The sequence below is a fragment of the Pseudomonadales bacterium genome, from assembly GCA_024234215.1.
Taxonomy (GTDB): domain Bacteria; phylum Pseudomonadota; class Gammaproteobacteria; order Pseudomonadales; family UBA5862; genus JACKOQ01.
Window position 1 is genome coordinate 149,630 of sequence record JACKOQ010000004.1, and the last position, 20,276, is coordinate 169,905.

Here is a 20,276-nt window from a genome sequence, read left to right on the forward strand (position 1 = left end):
CTTTTAGGCAGACGCTTCCGCGGACTCAGGCTCGTCCTGCTGGCCTGTCAGGCTCTGCGCCAGATGAGCCAGCGCGTACTCCAGCTTACGGGACCACTCCGGGATCTCGTAGGCGTAGAACGCCTTCACCTCATCCCGCCCTTCCATGGCACGGTCGCCGATCGAGAACAACAGGATTTCCAGTGCCGCTCGCACCGCTGGCGTACTGGCGGGGCCCGAGTGCATCTCCTGAAAGAAGCGCGATGCGGTGTTGAGCCACAGCACCTTAGTACCGCCGATCTGTTCGACCTCGAAGAAGGCGCCGCCCGGGATCGAACGCTTGGCCACCTTGTACGGCTTGCCGGCCAGTTCGGCTTCGATCTCGCGCTGGGCCTGCTCGGTCGTCGTGCCGGTCTCGACCGCTCGCTTCTCGGCCTCCTGCACGAGCCGCTTGCGGCCCTGTTGAGCCTGCTGCTCGGCCACTGGAAGCGGCACGACCTTGCCGAGCTTGGCGACCTCCTCCATCGCTTGCTCGGACGCGCGCTTGCCGGACTCGTCCTTGTCTTGCTCCCCGGCAACCGCTGCCTTTTCCTCCTTGAATTTTCGGCGCAGTTGCTCGAGCGCTTTCTCGACACCGTGCTCCTTCAGGATCTCCCAGATCCGCTCGGACACGTCAACGCGCTGCTTGGAGGTCGGCACGTTGAATTCTTCGTCCAAGCTGGCATCGAAGTCGACCTCGATCTTGATGTAGCGATCGTTGTTGACGAAGGTCGTCGTTCCGTAGTGCCGCACCACCTCGATGATGCGTCCCATGCGGGCGATAATGAAGCCGTTGTACTCCTTGAGGATATGGAAGCGCGGGTTCTGGTTCTTGCCCGACGCATCCTTGGACTTGTCGATCGAGCCGAAGGTCGGAGGCATATAGGAGAATCGCACCACAATGCGCCCGATCACAGCGCGGGTCTCCTTGTGCTTGACGTCGATGTGCAGCGGATCGAGCGCCTTGGCCCGATCGGCATCGAGGTCGTACCAGCGGTAGCCGGGCGTCAGGAAAAGCGGATCGATCGGTTCGACGCGCTTGCCGTTCACGTACAGTTCAAACTGCGAGCGGAGCTTGTGATAGACGACCCCGAAGTGCTCCATCAGGTTATCAGCCAACGGGTTGATCGCCTTCCAGGTCAGTTTGTCCAGTTTGTCGATCACCACGACCGTGCCCTTGGTAAACTTGCCGCCCGGGAGATGTTGCTTGATGTACTCCTGCACGAAGCGGGGGAAGACCGCTGGCTTCGCTTCGGGCACGATGATCTCGCCTTCGGCGTTAGTGTATTTGCCGCCCTCGATGTCGCCGAGGTCGATGGCGCACATGTGCAGCGTGCCGCCTTCCGGTACCGAGTACACCTCGAACCGCCGGCCCTGGCTGACCGATGCGCTTGGCAGGCCATATCCAAACCGGCCGATGCCGGTGCGACTGTTCTCGCGGTCGGTGCCGCCCCACAGCATGGCCACCCGGATCATCTCAGGGATCATGCCACCGCCATCGTCGATGACGGCGATCTGGGTGCAGTTGTTCTTGCGCCCGCTGCCATCGTCGTACAGCACGATGTGGATGTTGGAGGCACCCGCCTCGTAGGAGTTGTCGATCAACTCGTCGAGCGCGGTGCCCGTGTGCTTGTAACCGATGTCGCGAATGCCGCGGACGAACGCGGTGCCTACTGTCAGACCGAACTTGAAGTTCTCCCTTGTCAGCGCGTCAACGTAAGTCTTTTGACGGTCAATGGCGGGGATCGATTCGGTAGCCATTTTTCACTCTCCATGATTTCGGCAGCGATTTGCGCCACCTGGGAATGAGGCCCTTTGTTTTTGCAGCTGGGCCCCGGCGGCTGCATACCCCTGCTCAGGTCATGAACAAGACGTGTTCGTGGGGCGCAAGCATCGAGCGCCCCCGAAGGCAGATACGTGCCATGGCCTTGCTGATAGCCATCTTGCTGACGCCGAGGTCGGTGGCGATCTGGGTCTGTGTGTGGCCGAGCCAGAACAGACGCTTGACGATCAGTTGATCGCGCTCGGGCAGCGCGTTGACGAAAGCGTCGACCGCAGCGAAGCCTTCGGCCTGCGCGAGTTGTTCTTCAGGGGTGAGGGCGTCCTCGTCGGCGATGTCGAATCGGTTGAACCCGTCAGCGTCAGGCTGAGCGGTCAGCGCGTCGATGGAGAGGACGGGGGCGAATGCCCCAGGAAAAAATAAGTATGTGCCAGTGTCGTGCCGCATGGCTTTGCTCCTAGTTGACTTCACCTAGGAGGCCCACGGCAAACTTGCCAGGAATTAGATCCGCCAGTTTCCAGGCAGCCATTTCAGCCACCACGCGAACCTCCGATATGGCCTAGAATACATCCATTTCTGCGGCTGTAAACCCACTTCGCCAAAATTTTTTCAAGGGGCAGAATCCCGTATGAGCGCTTATATATATTGCTTGTACTCTACTGGAAACGGGGTACCACGCTACGTCGGACTGACTGATGAAAAGGTTAGCTACCGCTTCAAGCAGCACATCACAGCAGCTCTGGAGAAGGAACCCGGAGCGGTCTACGACTGGATCCGAGATGCCTGGCGCCAAGGGTGCGATGTAGCCGTATTCATACTTCAAGAGGGCATTATGCCCAACGATTACGCCATGTTCGAGCAATATTGGATAGATCAATTCGCTGATCTGCTCAACGTGTTGGATAACCGTGATGGCAAGTCAAACTCTACGATTGCAAAGCAAGTGATCAACGCTATCCAAGCGCAGTTGAAATTGGGACGTCGCGCTGTGCCTCGCGATACCACCTGAAATCCGGATGGCGTTGTATCAGGCACATGTCAGATCGGATGCCTCGCATCGGCCATTTAAGGCTAGTGATAGAGCGGGTCATACGCCAAGTCCGTCAGCCACGGCAATACCCCTCCGCCGAATCGTGCTCATGCACCCGAATCCGCGGCCCGATCTTGTCTTTACAACTCGCGCGTCGCGACGCGCATGTCGTATTCCGTTTGCAGGTTCCTCCAGAACCGCGCGTCCATGCCGGAATAAAGGCCCAGGCGCAATGCGGTGTCGGCGGTGATGGGGCGGCGACCGTTGACCAGTTCGCTGATGCGGCTGGGGGAGACGTCGATGTCGGCCGCGAGCTCGCGCGCGGTGATGCCCATCGGCTTCATGAATTCTTCCAGCAGGATTTCGCCGGGGTGGATTTCGTCGAGCAATTCCGCCATGTCCCGCTCCTGGTGATAGTCCACGATCTCGACGTGGGTCACGGCGCGCGCCTCAAGCTCGCCCCACCTTTTTAACACGTCGCGTCAAGAATGAGACTGGCAGCGGCGTTCAACCAACCAGTGCTTCCAGCTCTTTGGAATCAGAGCGCGCCAACCGCCGACCTTCCTTCGCCACGTTGACCTGCAAGGCCACGCGCGCCACCTCCAGGATGTCGTGGGCCAGCGAGTAGGTGCCCTTGGTCTGCAACCAGGTCAGCACGTCCGCCAGATGCCAGATCGACGCACTGCCCTCGTGCACCGGCGCGGGAAAGCTGCCGGGATGCGCCAGCATCAGCTTGCGCATGTTCTGCCGCGATACGCCGATGAGCTCGGCCACGTCGGTCAGGCCGACCAGATCGGGCGCCGCCTCGATCAGTAGGGCCGAGGGCACGGCGCGGCGCACGTCGGCAAGCGCACTGCGCACTGCGGCATCGGCATCGACCGCCTCGCGGGTGAACTCCAGCGCCAGGCGCCCCGGCTGTCCGATGCCGACCAGAGCATCGTCGCAACCGGCCTCGCCCAGACGCTCGACCAGCGCGCCCGGGTCACGATCATCGCCAGCAAGCTGGTACTTCAGGGTGAAGGTGTATTCCATCGTGCTACTCCTCGGCCTCGTCGGCAGCTTGCCGCTGCTCGCGGTGCCTGGTGCAGTTGTCCACGACGCGCCGCAGGGCGCGCGCGTGGCTACCAGGGTTCTTCGGCGTGCTCCATACGCTGGTGATGCAGAATTCTCCGCAGCGACACTCCACATTGTTATAGGGGCAGTAAATCCGCCCCCAGGCGTGGCTGCCGCCGACTTCCACGCGCCAGCCTTGCCCTTCGGCGTGGCGGAGCGCTTCCTCGACCTCTTTCTTGGGGTGAGAGGGGCGAGTCATCACCGGCCTCCAGTATGGGAATGGTCGGCGAAGGTTGTCAATCGACAACTTCCGCGCCTTGACTGAGCGCCGGGATGCTGTTGCTGGCGACCCTTGGTTTCCGAGGCAAGCGCCCTCGTCATTCAAACCATTGCAGGGACTTTGATCGGTCCAGGCGGTCCGCGAGACCCCCGAAATCACTCCCACTCGATCGTCGCCGGTGGCTTGCGGAGACGTCGTAGACCACGCGGGAGCGGCCGGGCGAAGATGCGGAGCGATCCTGTCTCTCAGCTCACGCATCGTGACTGGCATATGGATTCCGTCCCACCGGCCATTCGGTGTCTCCCCTAGATGAGGCCCGGCCTTCGGCGACTCGGTTCTCGGCCCCTGTGTGGCATCCCTGGCCTATGCACCCTTCCAAGGGTTGAGGACCGCCACACCGGCTGCTTCATAGGGCGAAGTGTCGCGTGATGCCACGATGAAGCCCCGCGATGCGGCAATGGCCGCGATGTAGCCGTCCGGTGTCGGGAAGCCGCGCCCGCCGTTCTGGGCCGTCACGGCCAAGTCGGCGTAGTGGCGCGCTGCATCCGTGTCGAACGGAAGTACCCGATCCTGGAACAGCGCCAGCAGTTCGTTCAGCGTGCGGCCGAGCATGTTCTTGCGCTTGCCCGCCGGCAGCGCGCGGATGCCAAACAGCAATTCGGCCAGCGTGACGCTCGACAGATACAGGGTTTCCGCCACCTGGTCGTTCAGCCAGGCCCTCACGGCCGCGTCCGGTGCTGGCTTCATTGCCTCGGAGATGACGTTGGTATCCAGGACGATCATTCAGTCGAAGCTCGGCGGTTTGGCCGGCGTCCTGTCGCGCACCGTCTCGAAGACGGCAAAATCGTCATCGGTCAGGCCGACCTTGCGGCCGATGGCGGCCAGGGCGTCCCCCACCCGCGCGCGCTTTTCCGGCTTGACCGCGGCCGCCAGAATCTCGCGCACCTCCGCTTCCGTGCTGCGCCCGTGCTGGGCCGCCCGCACCCGCAACGCGCGATGCACCTCATCAGGCACATTCCTTACGGTCAGAATTGCCATGATTCAAGACCTCTCACCTGCTTGCGATGACTGCAATAATATAAAAATGCAGTCATCGGATCAAGCGTAGCCGGCGGCTTGCCGGAGAAGTCGTAGACCACGCGGGAGCGGCCGGACGCTGATGCTGCGCGAGCCAGGATCGAGCCGGTCACCGGCCAGATCGACGGCCTACCTCAAGCTACATCGTGCTCATGCACCCGAATCCGCGGCGCGATCTTGTCCTTCAGCTCGCGCGTGGCGACGCGCATGTCGTATTCCGTCTGCAGGTGCATCCAGAACCGCGCGTCCATGCCGAAATAGAGGCCCAGGCGCAGCGCGGTGTCTGCGGTGATGGGGCGGCGACCGTTGACCAACTCGCTGATGCGGCTGGGGGAGACGTCGATGTCGGCCGCGAGCTGGCGCGCGGTGATGCCCATCGGCTTCATGAACTCCTCCAGCAGGATTTCGCCGGGGTGGATTTCGTCGAGCAATTCGGCCATGCCCCATCCCTGATGCAAAGCGCCTGGGTTTTCTCACTCCCACTCGATCGTCGCCGGCGGCTTGCCGGAGACGTCGTACACCACGCGGGAGAGGCCCGGCACTTCGTTGATGATGCGCCGCGAGCACAAGTCCAGCAGTTCGTAGGGCAGGTGCGCCCAGCGGGCGGTCATGAAGTCGACGGTCTCGACCGCGCGCAGCGCCACCACGGGTTCGTGGCGGCGGCCGTCGCCGGTGACGCCGACGCTCTTCACCGGCAGGAAGACGGCAAAGGCCTGGCTGGTGCGCTCGTACCAGCCGGCGCGGCGCAGTTCCTCGATGAAGATGTGGTCGGCCAGGCGCAGGGTGTCGGCGGCGGCCTTGGTGACCTCGCCGAGGATGCGCACGCCCAGGCCCGGCCCCGGGAAGGGGTGGCGCTGCACCATCTCGGCCGGCAGGCCGAGTTCCAGGCCGATGGCGCGCACCTCGTCCTTGAACAGCTCGCGCAGCGGCTCGACCAGTGTGAGTTGCATGTGCTCGGGCAGGCCGCCGACGTTGTGGTGGCTCTTGATGACCTGCGCCTTGCCGGTCTTGCCGCCGGCCGACTCGATCACGTCCGGGTAGATGGTGCCCTGGGCGAGGAAGTCGACGCCCTCGATGTGCGCGGCCTGCTCGTCGAACACCTCGATGAACAGCCGGCCGATGATCTTGCGCTTGGCCTCGGGGTCGGCGATGCCGTTCAGCGCATCGAGAAACCGCGCTTCGGCATTCACACGAATCACCCGCACGCCGAGGTTGCGCGCGAACACTTGCATCACCTGGTCGCCTTCGTGGTGGCGCAGCAGGCCATTGTCGACGAACACGCAGGTGAGCTGGTCGCCGATGGCCTTGTGCAGCAGCGCCGCGACGACGGACGAATCGACCCCGCCCGACAGGCCCAGCAGCACCCGGCCGGCGCCGACCTGCCGGCGCACGGCGGCGATGGCGTCCTCGATGATGTTGCCGGGCGTCCAGGCGCTGCCGCAGCCGCAGATGTCGTGCACGAAGCGCGCGTAGATGCGCTTGCCCTGGGGGGTATGGGTGACCTCGGGATGAAACTGGAAGGCGTAATAGCCGCGCGCTTCATCCGCCATGCCGGCGAGCGGCACGTCGGCGGTGGAGGCGATGCGCTTGAAGCCCGCGGGCAGCGCGCTGACGCGGTCGCCGTGGCTCATCCACACATCGAGCAGGCCGTGGCCCGCGGCGTTGACGCGGTCCTCGATGCCGTCCAGCAGCCGCGAGTGGCCGTGGGCGCGGATCTCGGCGTAGCCGAATTCCTTGACCTCGCCCGGCTGCACCGCGCCGCCGAGCTGCACCGCCATGGTCTGCATGCCGTAGCAGATGCCGAGCACCGGCACGCCGAGTGACCAGACCACATCGGCCGCGCGCGGCGAACCGGCCTCGGTGACCGACTCCGGGCCGCCGGACAGGATGATGCCTTTGGGAGCGAAGGCCCGCAGCGCCGCGGCGTCCATGTCCCAGGGGTGAATCTCGCTATAGACGCCAAGCTCGCGCACGCGCCGGGCGATCAGCTGCGTGTACTGCGAGCCGAAGTCGAGGATCAGGATGCGGTCGGCGTGGATATCGGCGGACATCGGCTCACCTGCGGCGCGCGGCCGCCTTGGGTTGGGGTTCGATCGGTGCGTCGGCAGGGCAGGGGGGCTGCCCGACGGCGCTGGATCAACTGATCTGGTAGTTGGGTGCTTCCTTGGTGATGGAGACATCGTGCACATGGCTCTCGCTGACCCCGGCATTGGTGATGCGCACGAACTGCGGCCGGTTGCGCATCTCGTCGATGGTGCCGCAGCCGGTGTAGCCCATCGCCGAGCGCAGGCCGCCGACCAGTTGCACCACCACCCGGGCCAGCGGCCCCTTGTAGGGGGCACGGCCCTCGATGCCTTCGGGGACCAGTTTGTCGACGGCGCCGTCGAAGTCCTGAAAGTAGCGGTCGCTGGAGCCCTGGCGCTGCGCCATCGCCCCCAGCGAACCCATGCCACGGTAGGATTTGTAGCTGCGGCCCTGATAGAGCTCCACCTCGCCCGGCGCCTCTTCGGTGCCGGCCAGCATGCTGCCGATCATCACCGAGCTGGCGCCGGCGGCGATCGCCTTGGCGACGTCGCCAGAGAAGCGGATGCCGCCATCGGCGATCACCGGAATGCCGCTGCCCTTCAACTGCTCGACGACATTGGCGATGGCGGTGAGCTGCGGCACGCCGACACCGGTGACGATGCGGGTGGTGCAGATCGAGCCGGGACCGATGCCGACCTTGACCGCGTCGGCGCCGGCCTCGGCCAGTGCGGCGGCGGCCGCGGCGGTGGCGATGTTGCCGCCGATCACCTGCAGGTCGGGATAGAGCCCCTTGATGCGGGCCACCATGTCGATCACCCCTTGGTGGTGACCATGGGCGGTGTCGACCACGACGACGTCGACCCCTTCGGCCACCAGCGCCCGCACCCGTTCATCGGTGTCGGGGCCGGTGCCGACCGCGGCGCCGACCCGCAGCCGGCTCAACTCATCCTTGCAGGCGTTGGGGAAGAGCTGCGCCTTGTAGATGTCCTTGACCGTCACCATGCCGCGCAGCTCGAACGCATCGTTGACCACCAGAATTTTCTCGATGCGGTGCCGATGGAGCAGGTCGCGAATCTCGTCGGCACTGGCCCCCTCCTTGACCGTCACCAGCTTCTCCCTGGGGGTCATGATGCTGGAGACCGGTGCGTCGTGGTGGGTCTCGAAGCGCAGGTCGCGGGCGGTGACGATGCCGACCAGGTCGCCGCTGTGGTCGAGCACCGGCATGCCGGAGATGTTGTGGATCTTGGTCAGCTCGATCAGGTCGCCGATCGAGGTGTGGGCGGTGATGGTGATCGGATCCTTGATCACGCCGCTTTCGTACTTCTTGACCATCCGCACTTCGCGGGCCTGCTCCTCGATCGAGAAGTTCTTGTGGATGATGCCGATGCCACCCTCCTGGGCGATGGCGATGGCCAGGCGGCCGCCGGTGACGGTGTCCATCGCTGCCGAGACGATCGGGATGCTGAGGTTGAGCCGGCGGGTCAGCCGGGTGGCGAGCGAGACATCGCGCGGCAGCACCTGCGAGTGGGCCGGCAGCAGCAGCACATCATCAAACGTGAATGCTTCCTCGATGACTCGCAGCATTTTGTCTCCTCCGGTTCATTCCGCGCTGATCGTGAAACCGGCGATCTTACCATGTGCAGCGGGTGGGGCGCAGCGCGGGCGGCTCAGCGGGCCGAAGGTGGTCGCAGCCAGCGCAGCAGGCGCGCGCCCAGCAGGCCGCCGAGCAGCAGCGTGTAGAGCGCGAAGTCGCTCCAGTCCGCCTTGACCTGCCAGCCGAGGTGCAGCAGCGCCAGCAGGGCGATCAGGTAGATCAGCCGATGGAGCGTTTTCCAGCGGCGTCCCAGCCGTCGCTGCATCGCGCGGGTCGAGGTGGCGCCCAGCGGCAACAGCAGCAGCCAGGCGGTGAAGCCGACGACGATGTAGGGCCGCTTGAGCAGGTCATCACCCAGGGTCGCAAACTGCCAGCCGAGCAGAAACCAGCCATAGGCCAGCAGATGCAGCGAGGCGTAGATCAGGCAGGCCAGGCCCAGCGTCCGGCGCAGGCGAACCAGGTGTGGCCAGTGCAGCAGCCAGGTGGCCGGGGTGATCGCCAGTGTCAGGATCAGCCAGTGCAGGCTCCACAGACCGAGAAAGTGGACCAGCCGTTCACCCGGATCGACGCCCCAGCCGAGCAGCAGCCGGCTGCTGGCCCACAGCAGCGGCAGCGGTACCACGGCCCACAGCAGCGGATCGATCCAGGCTGGCAGCGGCTTGCCGACGATGGCCATGCTCAGAAGAGCCGGCGCAGGTCCATGCCGCTGTAGAGCGAGGCGACCTCTTCATAGCCGTTGAACGGGCGGGTCGGAATGACGCGGGGTGAGAACAGCGATCCGGGCAGACGGCGCTCGCTCTTCTGGCTCCAGCGCGGATGGTCCACCGCCGGATTGACGTTGGCATAAAAGCCATATTCGCTGGGTGCCGACCTCTCCCAGGTGGTCAGTGGTTGGGTCTCGACGAATTCGATGCGCACGATCGACTTGATGCTCTTGAAGCCATACTTCCACGGCACCACCAGCCGCAGTGGCGCGCCGTTCTGTGCCGGCAGCGGCTTGCCATAGAGGCCGACGGCGATGAAGGCGAGCGGATGCATCGCCTCGTCGATGCGCAGCCCTTCGACGTAGGGATAGTCGATGGCGGCGAAGGTGGCGGCCTGTCCCGGCATCTGCTGCGGGTCGAACAGCGTCTCGAAGCGGACGAAGCGGGCGCGGGAGTCGGGTTCGAAGCGGCGCAGCAGGGACGCCAGCGGCAGTCCGACCCAGGGCACCACCATCGACCAGGCCTCGACGCAGCGCAGCCGGTAGATGCGCTCTTCGAGCCGATGCGGCTTCACCAGATCTTCGAGTGCATAGCGGCCGGGTTTCTGGCAGGCCCCCTCGACGACCACTGACCAGGGGTGCGGTTTGAAGCGGTCGCTGTGGCGGGCCGGATCGCCCTTGTCGCTGCCGAATTCGTAGAAGTTGTTGTAGCGGGTCACATCCTCGAAGGGCGTGCGCGTCTCATCGGTGGTGAAGGCGGGCTGTGGCGGCTGCGCCTGAGCGAGCTGATCACTCAGCCACTGCGGCGTCTGCGTCGCGGAGCTGGCCTCGTCGCCGCAGCCGAGCAGACCGCCGAACAGGCTCAGGCCGGTCAGGTGGCCGCAGCGGGCGAGAAAGTCACGCCGGGCGTGGTAGAGGGTTTCGTCGGTGACCTGATGTTCCGCAAGGTCGGGGCGCTTCTTGATCAGCATGCTCGAACTCCTGCACAGGGCCGGGGCGGGTTTCGTCTAGCTGTCGGACATCTGCTGCTTGCGGCGGCGCCACAGGGTGATCAACGGGCCGGAGAGGGCATAGAGTGCAAAGCCGAGCAGCAGCATGCGTGCCGGGTAGAGCGCGATCACGAAGAACGCGAGCACCACGACCAGCAGCAGCACGAAGGGGACGCGCCCGCCAAGGTCGAACTGTTTGAACGAGTGATAGCGCACGCGCAGCACCATCGCCAGACCGGTCATGAAGGTGAGCAGGGCAGTCAGCCAGGCGAGCGCGCGGGGCACCTGCGCCGCAGCGGGAAAGAGCTCGTACCCGCTCCAGACCCAGGCGCTGAGCAGGGCCGCCGCCGCCGGACTGGCCAGACCAGTGAAGTAGCGCTTGTCGGCCACCGCGATCTGGGTGTTGAAGCGGGCCAGTCGCAGTGCCGCACAGGCGCTGTAGATGAAGGCGGCGGCCAGCCCGACCTTGCCCAGTTGCGACACGCCCCAGGTGAAGGCCAGCAGTGCCGGTGCAACCCCGAACGAGACCATGTCGCACAGGCTGTCATATTCGGCACCGAAGGCACTCTGGGCATGGACGGCGCGGGCCACCCGGCCATCGAGCCCATCGAGCACCATCGCAAAGAAGATGGCGATGGCAGCCGCTTCGAACTGGCCATTGATGGCGCTGATGATCGAGTAGAAGCCGGCGAACAGCGCACCGGTGGTGAGCAGGTTGGGCAGCAGGAAGATGCCGCGCCGCCGCACCCGATGGCCGCTGGCGGCCAGCTCCTCTTCGATGTGTTCATCGACCGGCAGCAGCCGTTCGATGCCATCGGTGGGGAGGGATGGGTTCGGACGTTCTTCAGCGGTGGGGTGCTCTTCATTCATGTATCGGGCCTGTCGCTGCGGCATCCATCGCACTGCCTGTTGCCGGTCGGGGCCATGCTACACCAGCCGGGGGCTGGTTTTGCAGCGCCCGGGGTTGCGGGCGGAAACAATGAAGGCAGAGGCATTGCGGCCCCTGCCTTCATGGTCGGCACTCAGTTGTGCTCTTTGTTGACCAGGCGGTTGGCCTGAATCCACGGCATCATCGAGCGCAGCCGGGCACCCACCTCTTCGATCGGGTGGTTCTCGCCCAGGCGACGCTTGGCCTTCAGGGTGGCGGCACCGGCCTGATTTTCCAGGATGAACTCGCGGGCGAACTCGCCGTTCTGCACCTCGGTGAGAATCTTTTTCATCTCCCGCTTGGTCTCGTCGGTGATGATGCGTGGCCCGCGGGTCAGGTCACCATACTCGGCGGTGTTGGAGATCGAGTAGCGCATGTTGGCGATGCCGCCCTCATACATCAGGTCGACGATCAGCTTGAGCTCGTGCAGGCATTCGAAATAGGCCATCTCGGGGGCATAGCCGGCCTCGACCAGCGTCTCGAAGCCCGCCTGCACCAGTGCGCTGGCGCCACCACAGAGCACGGCCTGCTCGCCGAACAGGTCGGTCTCGGTCTCTTCGCGGAAGCTGGTCTCGATGATGCCGGCCCGTCCGCCGCCATTGGCCGAGGCGTAGGAGAGCGCCAGATTGCGTGCCTGACCGGTGGCATCCTGATGGATCGCGATCAGGCTGGGCACGCCGCCGCCCTGGGTGTAGGTGGAGCGGACCAGATGGCCGGGCCCCTTGGGGGCGACCATGATCACGTCGAGGTCGGCGCGCGGCTCGATCTGCCGGTAGTGGATGTTGAAGCCGTGGGCGAAGGCCAGTGCCGCGCCCTTGCGCAGCTTGGGCTCGATCTGTCGGTAGAGCGCGGCCTGATGCTCATCGGGTGCCAGCAGCATCACCAGATCGGCGTCGGCGACCGCCTGCTCGATCGGCTGCACGGTCAGGCCGGCCTTTTCGGCCTTGCTGGCGGAGGCCGAGCCGGGGCGCAGCGCCACCACCACCTTCACGCCGGAGTCCTTCAGGTTGTTGGCATGGGCGTGGCCCTGCGAGCCGTAGCCGATGATCACCACCTTTTTGCCTTGAATCAGCGCAAGGTCGGCATCTTTGTCGTAGTAGATCTTCATCAGGTCATCCTCGGTCAATGCTCAGGGGCAGGGTGCATCGCTGTGCCCTGCGGGGTCAACGGAAAATTGCAGCAGCGGCTCATGCCGCCGGCTACAGGGCCAGAATCTTCTCGCCACGGGCGATGCCCGAGACGCCGGTGCGTGCCACTTCGAGAATCTGCGCTTCGCCGAGTGCGGCGATGAAGGCGTCGATCTTCTGTGCGGTGCCGACCAGTTGCACGGTATAGAGCGTGCTGGTGATGTCGATGATCTGGCCGCGAAAGATGTCGACGCAGCGCTTGATCTCCTCGCGCTGCGGACCGACCGCCTTCACCTTCAGCAGCAGCAGGTCGCGTTCGAGGTGCTCACCCTCGCTCAGGTCGACCAGCTTGACCACCTCGATCAGCTTGTTGAGCTGCTTGGTGATCTGCTCGATCACCCGGTCATCGCCGCGGGTGGTCAGCGTCAGCCGCGACAGTGTCGGATCTTCGGTCGGAGCCACCGTCAGGGTTTCGATGTTGTAGCCGCGTTGCGAAAAGAGCCCGACGACCCGTGACAGGGCGCCGGCTTCGTTTTCCAGCAGAATGGATATGATTCTTCGCATCTCAGGTCCGCTCCGTCTTGCTCAGCCACATGTCGCGCATCGAGCCCTGCGGCACATGCATCGGGTAGACATGCTCCTCGGGGTCGACATAGATGTCCATGAAGACCAGCCGGTCTTTCATGGCGAAGCAGCGTTCGAGCGCCGGTTCCAGATCTTCCCGCCGGTCGACGCGAATGCCGACATGGCCGTAGGCCTCCGCCAGTTTGATGAAGTCGGGCAGCGACTCCATGTAGGAGTGGGAGTGGCGGCTCTCGTAGTTCATGTCCTGCCACTGCCGCACCATGCCGAGCGAGCCGTTGTTGAGGTTGATGATCTTGACCGGAATGTTGTACTGCATGCAGGTCGAGAGCTCCTGGATGTTCATCTGGATGCTCCCCTCGCCGGTCACGCAGGCGACGGTCTGGTCCGGAAAGTTGAGCTTGATGCCCATCGCCGCCGGAAAGCCGAAGCCCATCGTCCCCAGCCCGCCGGAGTTGATCCAGCGGTGGGGTTTGTCGAACTTGTAGTACTGGGCCGCGAACATCTGATGCTGGCCGACATCCGAGGTGATGTAGGCGTCGCCGTCGGTGACGCGGTAGAGCGCCTCGATCACCGTCTGCGGCTTGATCAGGGTGGTGTCGTCGGTGCGGTAGCGGCCGCCATGCCGTTTGCGCCACTCGTTGATCTGTGCCCACCAGCCCTTCAGCGCGGTGGCATCGGGCTTCTGCGTGCTCTCCTCGATGAGTGTGATCATCTCCCGCAGCACCGACTCGACCGGCCCGACGATCGGAACGTCGACCGGTATCGTCTTGGAGATCGAGGCAGGATCGATGTCGATGTGGGCGATTTTTGCCTGCGGGCAGAATTTGCCGGTGTGATTGGTGACCCGGTCGTCGAAGCGGGCGCCAATCGCCAGCAGCGCGTCGCAGTGGTGCATCGCCATGTTGGCCTCATAGCTGCCATGCATGCCCAACATGCCGATGAACTGCGGATCGGTGCCAGGAAAGGCGCCCAGCCCCATCAGGGTGTTGGTGACCGGGTAGCCCAGCAGCTTTGCCAGCCGGGTGAGGGCTTCGGCCGCGCCGCCCATGATCACGCCGCCACCGCTGTAGATCACCGGCCGCTGGGCGCCGAGCAGCAGGTCGACCGCCTTGCGGATCTGCCCGGCATGGCCGCGCTGGGGCGGGTTGTAGGAGCGCAGTTTCACCTTCTGCGGATAGACATAGGGGAACTTCTCGCTCGGCGTGGTCATGTCCTTCGGAATGTCGACCACCACCGGACCGGGCCGGCCGGTGCTGGCGATGTGGAACGCCTTTTTCAGCACCAGCGGAATCTCCTCCGGCCGGCGCACCGAGAAGCTGTGCTTCACCACCGGTCGGCAGATGCCCATCATGTCGGTCTCCTGAAAGGCGTCATCGCCGATCAGGTGGCTCATCACCTGACCGGCGATGACCACCATCGGGATCGAATCCATGTAGGCGGTGGCGATGCCGGTGATGGTGTTGGTGGCGCCAGGGCCGGAGGTGACCAGCACCACGCCGGGCTTGCCGGTGGCACGGGCATAGCCATCGGCCATGTGGGTGGCGGCCTGTTCGTGCCTGACCAGCACATGCTTGACCCGGCTCTGCCGGAACAGCGCATCATAAATATGCAGGGCGGCTCCGCCCGGATAGCCGTAAATGTATTCGACCCCCTCATCCTGAAGAAAGCGAATGACCATTTCAGCGCCTGACAAGTACTCCATCTGTGCTACCTCACAAGTACCTTAGGGTATGTCGATGATCGATTGCTGTTGGATATGACCGACACCTTCGTCGCGGTGGATCAAAGGTGTTGGCGCGTGCCGGTGCCGGGTAGATGGCCAGAAGGGGCACCGATCGCGGGGGTGGGCGGTCGGTTGCCGGGAAGGCTCAGGGTGAAATCATTGTCGATGGGGTTCAGCCCGGTTCGGCAGCGACGAATCATCAGGTGCGGGGGTAACCACACCGCCCTGCACCCTGTACAGAGCGGGTCTGGCATTCTCTCTTGCCGGTGCTCTTTGTCAAGGGGCAGTGTCGACTGCTGGCCTGTTTCGGCCGAAAAGCGCAAGCCAGGGTCTCGTTTCGGGGTGGTTGGCGGGCAAATGGAAGGTGGAGCTGGCGGTTTTGCCCTATTATCTGATAATTGAAAGATTCTGTTGCGCATGAATCTCGATTCCAAAGGATGCCGCTGCATGTCCGTTTTGCGAAGAACGCGCCTCTGTCTGCTGCTGTCGCTGCTGGTGGCACCGTTGGCCAACGGCGAGAAACAGATTCTCTACCGCTGGAGCGAGGGTGATCAGCAGCACTTCAGCGACCATCCGCCGCCGTTGGGCACCCCGTACGAGAAGGTCGTGCGGCAGACGACACCTGCTCAGCAAAAGCCCGAAGCCGCCGCCGAGAAACCCGGCGCAGATCAGGGTGATGCTGCCAAGCCGCCGGCCGCCGATGCCAGTGAGCAGAAGATCCGTCAGGAGAACTGCAACAACGCCCGCAGCGAGCTGCGCCAGCTCGAAAACAGCGCCCGGGTGCGCGAGGTCGATCCACAGGGTGGCTCGCGGATGCTGAGCGAAGAGGAGAAGAATGCCCGCATCGAGCGGGCACGGCAGATGATCCGCGACCATTGCGTCGCCGAGTGATCGACGACGCAATGGCGGGTTGGGCGGGCGTCAGTCGAAGCGGATCTCTCCGGCCTCGATCACCGCCCTGATCTGCGCGCCCGGCGCGAAACGGCCACCCAGCAGTGCCTGCGCCAGCGGGTTCTCGATCCAGCGCTGAATCGCCCGCTTCAGCGGCCGCGCCCCATAGACCGGGTCGAAACCGACCGCCACCAGTCGATCGATGACGGCATCATCGACATGCAGTGACAGATCGCGCTCGGCGAGCCGCCGCTCCAGTGCTGCGAGCTGGATGCGGGCGATGGCGCGAATCTGCGCCTCACCCAATGGATGGAACACCACCACCTCATCGATGCGGTTGATGAATTCGGGGCGGAAATGGCGCTCGACGACGCCCATCACCGCGTCGCGCATCTCGTTGTAGTGGGCTTCGCCGGCCAATGTCTGGATCAGGTCTGAGCCGAGGTTCGAGGTCATCACCACCACGGTGTTGCGAAAATCGACGGTGCGGCCATGGCCGTCGGTCAGGCGTCCATCCTCCAGCACCTGCAGCAGGATGTTGAAGACATCGGGGTGGGCCTTCTCGACCTCATCGAGCAGCAGCACCGAGTAGGGGCGGCGGCGCACCGCCTCGGTCAGATAGCCCCCCTCCTCATAGCCGACATAGCCCGGCGGTGCGCCGATCAGCCGCGACACCGAGTGCTTCTCCATGAACTCGGACATGTCGATCCGCACCATCGCCTCTTCGGTGTCGAACAGGAAGCTGGCGAGTGCCTTGCACAGCTCGGTCTTGCCGACACCGGTCGGGCCAAGGAACAGGAAGGAGCCATTCGGGCGGTTCGGGTCGGCCAGTCCGGCGCGCGAACGGCGTACGGCGTTGGAGACGGCGACCACCGCCTCGTCCTGACCGATCACCCGCTGGTGCAGCGCCTCTTCCATCCGCAAAAGCTTCTCGCGCTCGCCCTCCAGCATCTTGGCGACCGGAATGCCGGTCCATTTGGAGATCACCTCGGCGATCTCCTCGTCGGTGACCCGGTTGCGCACCAGTTTGGTCTCGGCCGGCTGCTGACTGTCGGCCGAGGCCAGCCGCTTCTCCAGTTCGGGAATGATGCCGTATTGCAGCTCCGACATGCGTGTCAGGTCACCCTGACGGCGCGCGGCATCGAAGTCGATGCGGGCCTGGTCCAGTTCCGACTTGATCTGCTGTGCCCCCTGCAGGCCGGCCTTCTCGCTCTTCCAGATCTCCTCGAGGTCGGCATAGTCGCGCTCGACGCTGCTGATCTGCTCGCGCAGCTTGCCGAGCCGCTCGCGTGAGGCGGGGTCCTCTTCTTTCTTCAGCGCCTCGGCCTCGATCTTGAGCTGGATCAGCCGGCGCTCCAGCCGATCGAGCTCCTCGGGCTTGGAGTCGATCTCCATGCGGATGCGGCTGGCGGCCTCGTCGATCAGGTCGATCGCCTTGTCGGGCAGTTGCCGGTCGGTGATGTAGCGCTGCGACAGGCGGGCGGCGGCGATGATGGCCGAGTCGGTGATGTCGACGCCATGGTGCAGTTCATAACGGTCTTTCAGTCCGCGCAGGATGGCGATGGTGTCCTCCTCGCTCGGCTCGCCGACGAAGACTTTCTGGAAGCGGCGTTCGAGTGCGGCATCCTTCTCGATGTACTGGCGGTACTCATCGAGCGTGGTGGCGCCGATGCAGTGCAGTTCACCCCGCGCCAGCGCCGGTTTGAGCATGTTGCCGGCATCCATCGAACCCTCTGCCTTGCCGGCGCCGACCACGGTATGAATCTCGTCGATGAAGAGGATGATCTGCCCCTCCTGCCGGGTCACTTCATTGAGCACCCCCTTGAGCCGCTCCTCGAACTCGCCACGGAACTTGGCACCGGCGATCAGCAGTCCCATGTCGAGCGCCAGAATCCGCTTCTCCTTCAGCCCCTCGGGCACCTCGCCATTGACGATGCGCTGTGCCAGCCCTTCGACGATCGCCGTCTTGCCGACGCCGGGTTCGCCGATCAGCACCGGGTTGTTCTTGGTGCGGCGCTGCAACACCTGGATGGTGCGGCGGATTTCGTCGTCCCGGCCGATCACCGGGTCGAGCTTGCCGCTGGCCGCCTTGGCGGTGAGGTCGACGGTGAAGCGCTCCAGTGCCTGGCGCCGCTCCTCGGCCTCGGGGTCGGTCACCTTCTCGCCGCCACGCAGCGCATCGATGGCCGCCGCCAGCTTCTCTTTGGTGACGCCAGCCTCCTGCAACAGCTTGGCGATTGCCCCGCGCTCTTCGAAGGCGGCGAGCGTAATCAGCTCGCTGGAGATGAACTGGTCCTGACGCTGCTGGGCCAGCCTGTCGGCCAGGTTCAGCAGGCGGGCCAGATCGGGAGAGACCTTCACATCGCCGGTCGGCTGCTTGATTCTGGCCAATTGATCGAGTGCCCGCTCCAGCGCACTGCGCAGTGTGGCGAGGTTGGCGCCGGCGCTGTTCAGCAGCGTGCGGGTGGTGCCACCGCTCTGATCGACCAGCGCGAGCAGCAGGTGGGCGGGTTCGATGTAGCCATGGTCACGGCCCACCGCCAGGGATTGGGCTTCGACGAGGGCCTGTTGCAGGGCGCTGGTGAATCGGTCGCGCATGGAGTTTCTCCTTCAAAGGGCTTGAGTCCGGTGCACCAACCGCTGGTGCACGGCATTGTCCCTGTAGATGGGGTGGGAACGCGGCGATTCAAGCCGGGGAGTGCAGCTGGATCAGGCTGGCCATGCGGCCGGTGGTGCCATCGCGGCGGTAGGAGTAGAAGCGCGCACCATCGCAGTGGGTGCAGAGACCGCCACCGAAGATGCGGGTCACGCCCAACCGCTGCAGCCGCCGGCGCGCCAGCAGGTAGAGATCGGCCCGCCAGCGGTCGCCGTGGAGGGTGAAGGCCTCGGCATCGGCTGGCTGCCGGGCCACGAAGGCGGCGCGCACCTCGCTGCCGACCTCGAAGTGACAGGGGCCGATGGCCGGTCCCAGCCAGACTTGCAGGCTCCGGGGCGGCGCGCGCAGCTTTTCGAACGTGGCTTCGATGACGCCGGCGGCCAGGCCGCGCCAGCCGGCATGCAGTGCGGCCACCTCATCGCCGGTTTCGGCAGCGAGCAGAATCGGCAGACAGTCGGCGGTCAGCACCGCGGCAACGCCGGGCGTGCGGCGGATGGCAGCATCGGCAACCGGGCGTGGTGACGCGGTCGGCAGCAGCGCGACCTCGATGCCATGCACCTGGGTCAGATAGTCGATCGGCGCGCGGAGCCCAAGCCGCTGCTCCAGTTGCCGGCGGTTGCGCTCGACCCGAACCGGATCGTCGCCGACATGATCCGCCAGGTTGCAGCCGGCATAGGAGCCGGCACTGTGGCCCGGTTGGCGCAGCGTGACGCCGGCCTGCACGCCCGGCAGTTCCGGCCAGTCGGCCCACAGCAGGGTCGGTTCAGGCTGCATCGTGCTGTGCCAACTGTTCCAGCAGTTGCTGCATGTCTGCCGGCAGCGGCACCTCCCACTGCAGGGTTTCACCGCTGTGGGGGTGGGTCAGCCGCAGCGCCTTGGCATGCAGTGCCTGCCGTGGAAAGGCGCGGATCACCTCAATCAGTGCGGGCGCCAGGCCCGCCGGCAGCCGCAAACGACCGCCGTAGTCGCGGTCACCGACCAGCGGATGGTGCAGTTCGGCCATGTGCACCCGGATCTGGTGGGTGCGGCCGGTCTCCAGCGACAGTCGCAGGTGGCTGTAGTGGCGAAAGCGGTGCAGGAGGCGGTAGTGGGTCACGGCCGGCTTGCCGGTCGCGACCACCGCCATCCTGGTGCGCTGTCGCGGATGGCGGCCGATCGGTCGATCGACCGTGCCGCCTGCGATCATCGCGCCTTCGGCCACCGCCTCGTAGTCGCGGCCCATGCTGCGGTTCTGGAGCTGCCCGACCAGCGAGGTGTGCGCGCGCAGGCTCTTGGCCACCACCATCAATCCGGAGGTCTCCTTGTCGAGGCGATGCACGATGCCGGCGCGGGGCAACTGGATCAGTTGCGGGATGCGGTGCAGCAGACCATTGAGCAGGGTGCCCTCCCAGTTGCCGGCGGCGGGGTGGACCACCAGTCCGGCCGGCTTGTCGATCACCAGCAGGTCGTCATCCTCGAACAGCACCCTGAATTCGATCGGTTGAGCCTGCCAATCGCCCTGCGCTTCGAGCACCGCGTCGAGGCTGAGCTCCTCGCCGCCGACGACACGGTCGCGCGGTCGCATCCGCCGCTGATTGACGGTCAGTTGGCCGTCACTGATCCAGCCCTGCAGCCGTGCGCGCGAGTGATCGGGAAAGAGTTGCGCCGCAGCCTGATCGAGACGCAGCCCGGCCAGTTCGAGCGGAATGCGCAGTTGCTGTCTGATGCAGGTTTCACTCATGGCGAAGCGGCGGCGGGGCCGACGGCGATTGGTTCAGCCGGGGCGCTATGGTTAAATGGCGGCTTGCCTGTTTCATCTCCTTCTCGATTTCTCACCA

At 64.9% G+C, this 20,276-nt stretch carries 21 protein-coding genes; 2 read left to right on the plus strand and 19 right to left on the minus strand.

Going from position 1 to position 20,276, the window contains the following annotated elements; translation table 11 throughout:
* Positions 1 to 3 precede the first annotated feature (3 nt).
* Together H7A13_09145 and H7A13_09150 are read right to left on the minus strand one after the other, a co-directional pair.
* Positions 4 to 1,779, minus strand: coding sequence for an ATP-binding protein (locus H7A13_09145; protein MCP5333502.1), 1,776 nt, complete (start codon positions 1,777 to 1,779; stop codon positions 4 to 6).
* 94 nt (positions 1,780 to 1,873) lie between these two features.
* Positions 1,874 to 2,245 (minus strand): hypothetical protein, encoded by a 372-nt coding sequence (locus H7A13_09150; protein MCP5333503.1) that lies wholly within the window; start codon positions 2,243 to 2,245, stop codon positions 1,874 to 1,876.
* Positions 2,246 to 2,426: 181 nt separating this feature from the next.
* Between H7A13_09150 and H7A13_09155 the strand changes: the two genes are divergently transcribed.
* Positions 2,427 to 2,807, plus strand: coding sequence for a GIY-YIG nuclease family protein (locus H7A13_09155; GenBank protein ID MCP5333504.1), 381 nt, complete (start codon positions 2,427 to 2,429; stop codon positions 2,805 to 2,807).
* Positions 2,808 to 2,968: 161 nt separating this feature from the next.
* Here H7A13_09155 and H7A13_09160 read toward each other — a convergent pair whose 3' ends face one another.
* The 14 genes from H7A13_09160 to H7A13_09225 form a co-directional block, all read right to left on the minus strand.
* Complete coding sequence (locus tag H7A13_09160) at positions 2,969 to 3,226, minus strand: HigA family addiction module antidote protein (GenBank protein ID MCP5333505.1); 258 nt, start codon at positions 3,224 to 3,226, stop codon at positions 2,969 to 2,971.
* Between the two features lie 109 nt (positions 3,227 to 3,335).
* Positions 3,336 to 3,860: a DNA-binding protein gene (locus H7A13_09165; GenBank protein ID MCP5333506.1), complete on the minus strand. Its 525-nt coding sequence runs from the start codon at positions 3,858 to 3,860 to the stop codon at positions 3,336 to 3,338.
* Between the two features lie 4 nt (positions 3,861 to 3,864).
* Positions 3,865 to 4,140 (minus strand): hypothetical protein, encoded by a 276-nt coding sequence (locus tag H7A13_09170; protein MCP5333507.1) that lies wholly within the window; start codon positions 4,138 to 4,140, stop codon positions 3,865 to 3,867.
* Between the two features lie 384 nt (positions 4,141 to 4,524).
* Positions 4,525 to 4,944, minus strand: coding sequence for a type II toxin-antitoxin system VapC family toxin (locus tag H7A13_09175; GenBank protein ID MCP5333508.1), 420 nt, complete (start codon positions 4,942 to 4,944; stop codon positions 4,525 to 4,527).
* On the minus strand, positions 4,945 to 5,199 hold the full coding sequence (locus H7A13_09180) for a plasmid stabilization protein (protein MCP5333509.1): 255 nt from the start codon (positions 5,197 to 5,199) through the stop codon (positions 4,945 to 4,947).
* Between the two features lie 173 nt (positions 5,200 to 5,372).
* Entirely contained in the window at positions 5,373 to 5,678 is a 306-nt protein-coding gene (locus tag H7A13_09185; GenBank protein ID MCP5333510.1) for a HigA family addiction module antidote protein, read from the minus strand.
* Positions 5,679 to 5,711: 33 nt separating this feature from the next.
* On the minus strand, positions 5,712 to 7,289 hold the full coding sequence (gene guaA, locus H7A13_09190) for a glutamine-hydrolyzing GMP synthase (GenBank protein ID MCP5333511.1): 1,578 nt from the start codon (positions 7,287 to 7,289) through the stop codon (positions 5,712 to 5,714).
* Positions 7,290 to 7,374: 85 nt separating this feature from the next.
* Entirely contained in the window at positions 7,375 to 8,847 is a 1,473-nt protein-coding gene (gene guaB / locus H7A13_09195) for an IMP dehydrogenase (protein ID MCP5333512.1), read from the minus strand.
* A gap of 83 nt (positions 8,848 to 8,930) precedes the next feature.
* The gene (locus H7A13_09200; protein MCP5333513.1) at positions 8,931 to 9,533 is read right to left on the minus strand and encodes a ferric reductase-like transmembrane domain-containing protein; all 603 of its coding nucleotides are present in this window, start codon (positions 9,531 to 9,533) and stop codon (positions 8,931 to 8,933) included.
* A gap of 2 nt (positions 9,534 to 9,535) precedes the next feature.
* Complete coding sequence (gene msrP, locus H7A13_09205; protein MCP5333514.1) at positions 9,536 to 10,531, minus strand: protein-methionine-sulfoxide reductase catalytic subunit MsrP; 996 nt, start codon at positions 10,529 to 10,531, stop codon at positions 9,536 to 9,538.
* Positions 10,532 to 10,567: 36 nt separating this feature from the next.
* Positions 10,568 to 11,419: a CDP-diacylglycerol--serine O-phosphatidyltransferase gene (pssA, locus tag H7A13_09210; GenBank protein ID MCP5333515.1), complete on the minus strand. Its 852-nt coding sequence runs from the start codon at positions 11,417 to 11,419 to the stop codon at positions 10,568 to 10,570.
* 152 nt (positions 11,420 to 11,571) lie between these two features.
* Complete coding sequence (gene ilvC, locus H7A13_09215; GenBank protein MCP5333516.1) at positions 11,572 to 12,585, minus strand: ketol-acid reductoisomerase; 1,014 nt, start codon at positions 12,583 to 12,585, stop codon at positions 11,572 to 11,574.
* A gap of 91 nt (positions 12,586 to 12,676) precedes the next feature.
* The gene (gene ilvN, locus H7A13_09220) at positions 12,677 to 13,168 is read right to left on the minus strand and encodes an acetolactate synthase small subunit (protein MCP5333517.1); all 492 of its coding nucleotides are present in this window, start codon (positions 13,166 to 13,168) and stop codon (positions 12,677 to 12,679) included.
* Between the two features lies 1 nt (position 13,169).
* Positions 13,170 to 14,891, minus strand: coding sequence for an acetolactate synthase 3 large subunit (locus H7A13_09225; GenBank protein ID MCP5333518.1), 1,722 nt, complete (start codon positions 14,889 to 14,891; stop codon positions 13,170 to 13,172).
* 468 nt (positions 14,892 to 15,359) lie between these two features.
* On the opposite strand from H7A13_09225, the gene H7A13_09230 reads away from it, so the two are divergent.
* Entirely contained in the window at positions 15,360 to 15,803 is a 444-nt protein-coding gene (locus tag H7A13_09230) for a DUF4124 domain-containing protein (protein MCP5333519.1), read from the plus strand.
* Positions 15,804 to 15,833: 30 nt separating this feature from the next.
* Here the strand turns inward: H7A13_09230 and clpB are convergent, their stop codons facing one another.
* The 3 genes from clpB to rluD all read right to left on the minus strand — a co-directional run bounded on the left by clpB (position 15,834) and on the right by rluD (position 20,179).
* Complete coding sequence (gene clpB, locus H7A13_09235) at positions 15,834 to 18,401, minus strand: ATP-dependent chaperone ClpB (GenBank protein MCP5333520.1); 2,568 nt, start codon at positions 18,399 to 18,401, stop codon at positions 15,834 to 15,836.
* Positions 18,402 to 18,489: 88 nt separating this feature from the next.
* Complete coding sequence (pgeF, locus tag H7A13_09240) at positions 18,490 to 19,233, minus strand: peptidoglycan editing factor PgeF (protein ID MCP5333521.1); 744 nt, start codon at positions 19,231 to 19,233, stop codon at positions 18,490 to 18,492.
* Positions 19,223 to 20,179 (minus strand): 23S rRNA pseudouridine(1911/1915/1917) synthase RluD, encoded by a 957-nt coding sequence (rluD, locus tag H7A13_09245; GenBank protein MCP5333522.1) that lies wholly within the window; start codon positions 20,177 to 20,179, stop codon positions 19,223 to 19,225. Before rluD ends, pgeF begins: the two co-directional genes overlap by 11 nt.
* Between the last annotated feature and the right edge of the window lie 97 nt (positions 20,180 to 20,276).

What these genes read in the sequence shown, in the direction of transcription:
- H7A13_09145 (MCP5333502.1), bottom strand. Translation starts at nt 1,779, where the DNA reads ATGGCTACCGAATCGATCCCCGCCATTGACCGTCAAAAGACTTACGTT.
- H7A13_09150 (MCP5333503.1), bottom strand. Translation starts at nt 2,245, where the DNA reads ATGCGGCACGACACTGGCACATACTTATTTTTTCCTGGGGCATTCGCC.
- H7A13_09155 (MCP5333504.1), top strand. Translation starts at nt 2,427, where the DNA reads ATGAGCGCTTATATATATTGCTTGTACTCTACTGGAAACGGGGTACCA.
- H7A13_09160 (MCP5333505.1), bottom strand. Translation starts at nt 3,226, where the DNA reads ATGGCGGAATTGCTCGACGAAATCCACCCCGGCGAAATCCTGCTGGAA.
- H7A13_09165 (MCP5333506.1), bottom strand. Translation starts at nt 3,860, where the DNA reads ATGGAATACACCTTCACCCTGAAGTACCAGCTTGCTGGCGATGATCGT.
- H7A13_09170 (MCP5333507.1), bottom strand. Translation starts at nt 4,140, where the DNA reads ATGACTCGCCCCTCTCACCCCAAGAAAGAGGTCGAGGAAGCGCTCCGC.
- H7A13_09175 (MCP5333508.1), bottom strand. Translation starts at nt 4,944, where the DNA reads ATGATCGTCCTGGATACCAACGTCATCTCCGAGGCAATGAAGCCAGCA.
- H7A13_09180 (MCP5333509.1), bottom strand. Translation starts at nt 5,199, where the DNA reads ATGGCAATTCTGACCGTAAGGAATGTGCCTGATGAGGTGCATCGCGCG.
- H7A13_09185 (MCP5333510.1), bottom strand. Translation starts at nt 5,678, where the DNA reads ATGGCCGAATTGCTCGACGAAATCCACCCCGGCGAAATCCTGCTGGAG.
- guaA (MCP5333511.1), bottom strand. Translation starts at nt 7,289, where the DNA reads ATGTCCGCCGATATCCACGCCGACCGCATCCTGATCCTCGACTTCGGC.
- guaB (MCP5333512.1), bottom strand. Translation starts at nt 8,847, where the DNA reads ATGCTGCGAGTCATCGAGGAAGCATTCACGTTTGATGATGTGCTGCTG.
- H7A13_09200 (MCP5333513.1), bottom strand. Translation starts at nt 9,533, where the DNA reads ATGGCCATCGTCGGCAAGCCGCTGCCAGCCTGGATCGATCCGCTGCTG.
- msrP (MCP5333514.1), bottom strand. Translation starts at nt 10,531, where the DNA reads ATGCTGATCAAGAAGCGCCCCGACCTTGCGGAACATCAGGTCACCGAC.
- pssA (MCP5333515.1), bottom strand. Translation starts at nt 11,419, where the DNA reads ATGAATGAAGAGCACCCCACCGCTGAAGAACGTCCGAACCCATCCCTC.
- ilvC (MCP5333516.1), bottom strand. Translation starts at nt 12,585, where the DNA reads ATGAAGATCTACTACGACAAAGATGCCGACCTTGCGCTGATTCAAGGC.
- ilvN (MCP5333517.1), bottom strand. Translation starts at nt 13,168, where the DNA reads ATGCGAAGAATCATATCCATTCTGCTGGAAAACGAAGCCGGCGCCCTG.
- H7A13_09225 (MCP5333518.1), bottom strand. Translation starts at nt 14,891, where the DNA reads ATGGAGTACTTGTCAGGCGCTGAAATGGTCATTCGCTTTCTTCAGGAT.
- H7A13_09230 (MCP5333519.1), top strand. Translation starts at nt 15,360, where the DNA reads ATGTCCGTTTTGCGAAGAACGCGCCTCTGTCTGCTGCTGTCGCTGCTG.
- clpB (MCP5333520.1), bottom strand. Translation starts at nt 18,401, where the DNA reads ATGCGCGACCGATTCACCAGCGCCCTGCAACAGGCCCTCGTCGAAGCC.
- pgeF (MCP5333521.1), bottom strand. Translation starts at nt 19,233, where the DNA reads ATGCAGCCTGAACCGACCCTGCTGTGGGCCGACTGGCCGGAACTGCCG.
- rluD (MCP5333522.1), bottom strand. Translation starts at nt 20,179, where the DNA reads ATGAGTGAAACCTGCATCAGACAGCAACTGCGCATTCCGCTCGAACTG.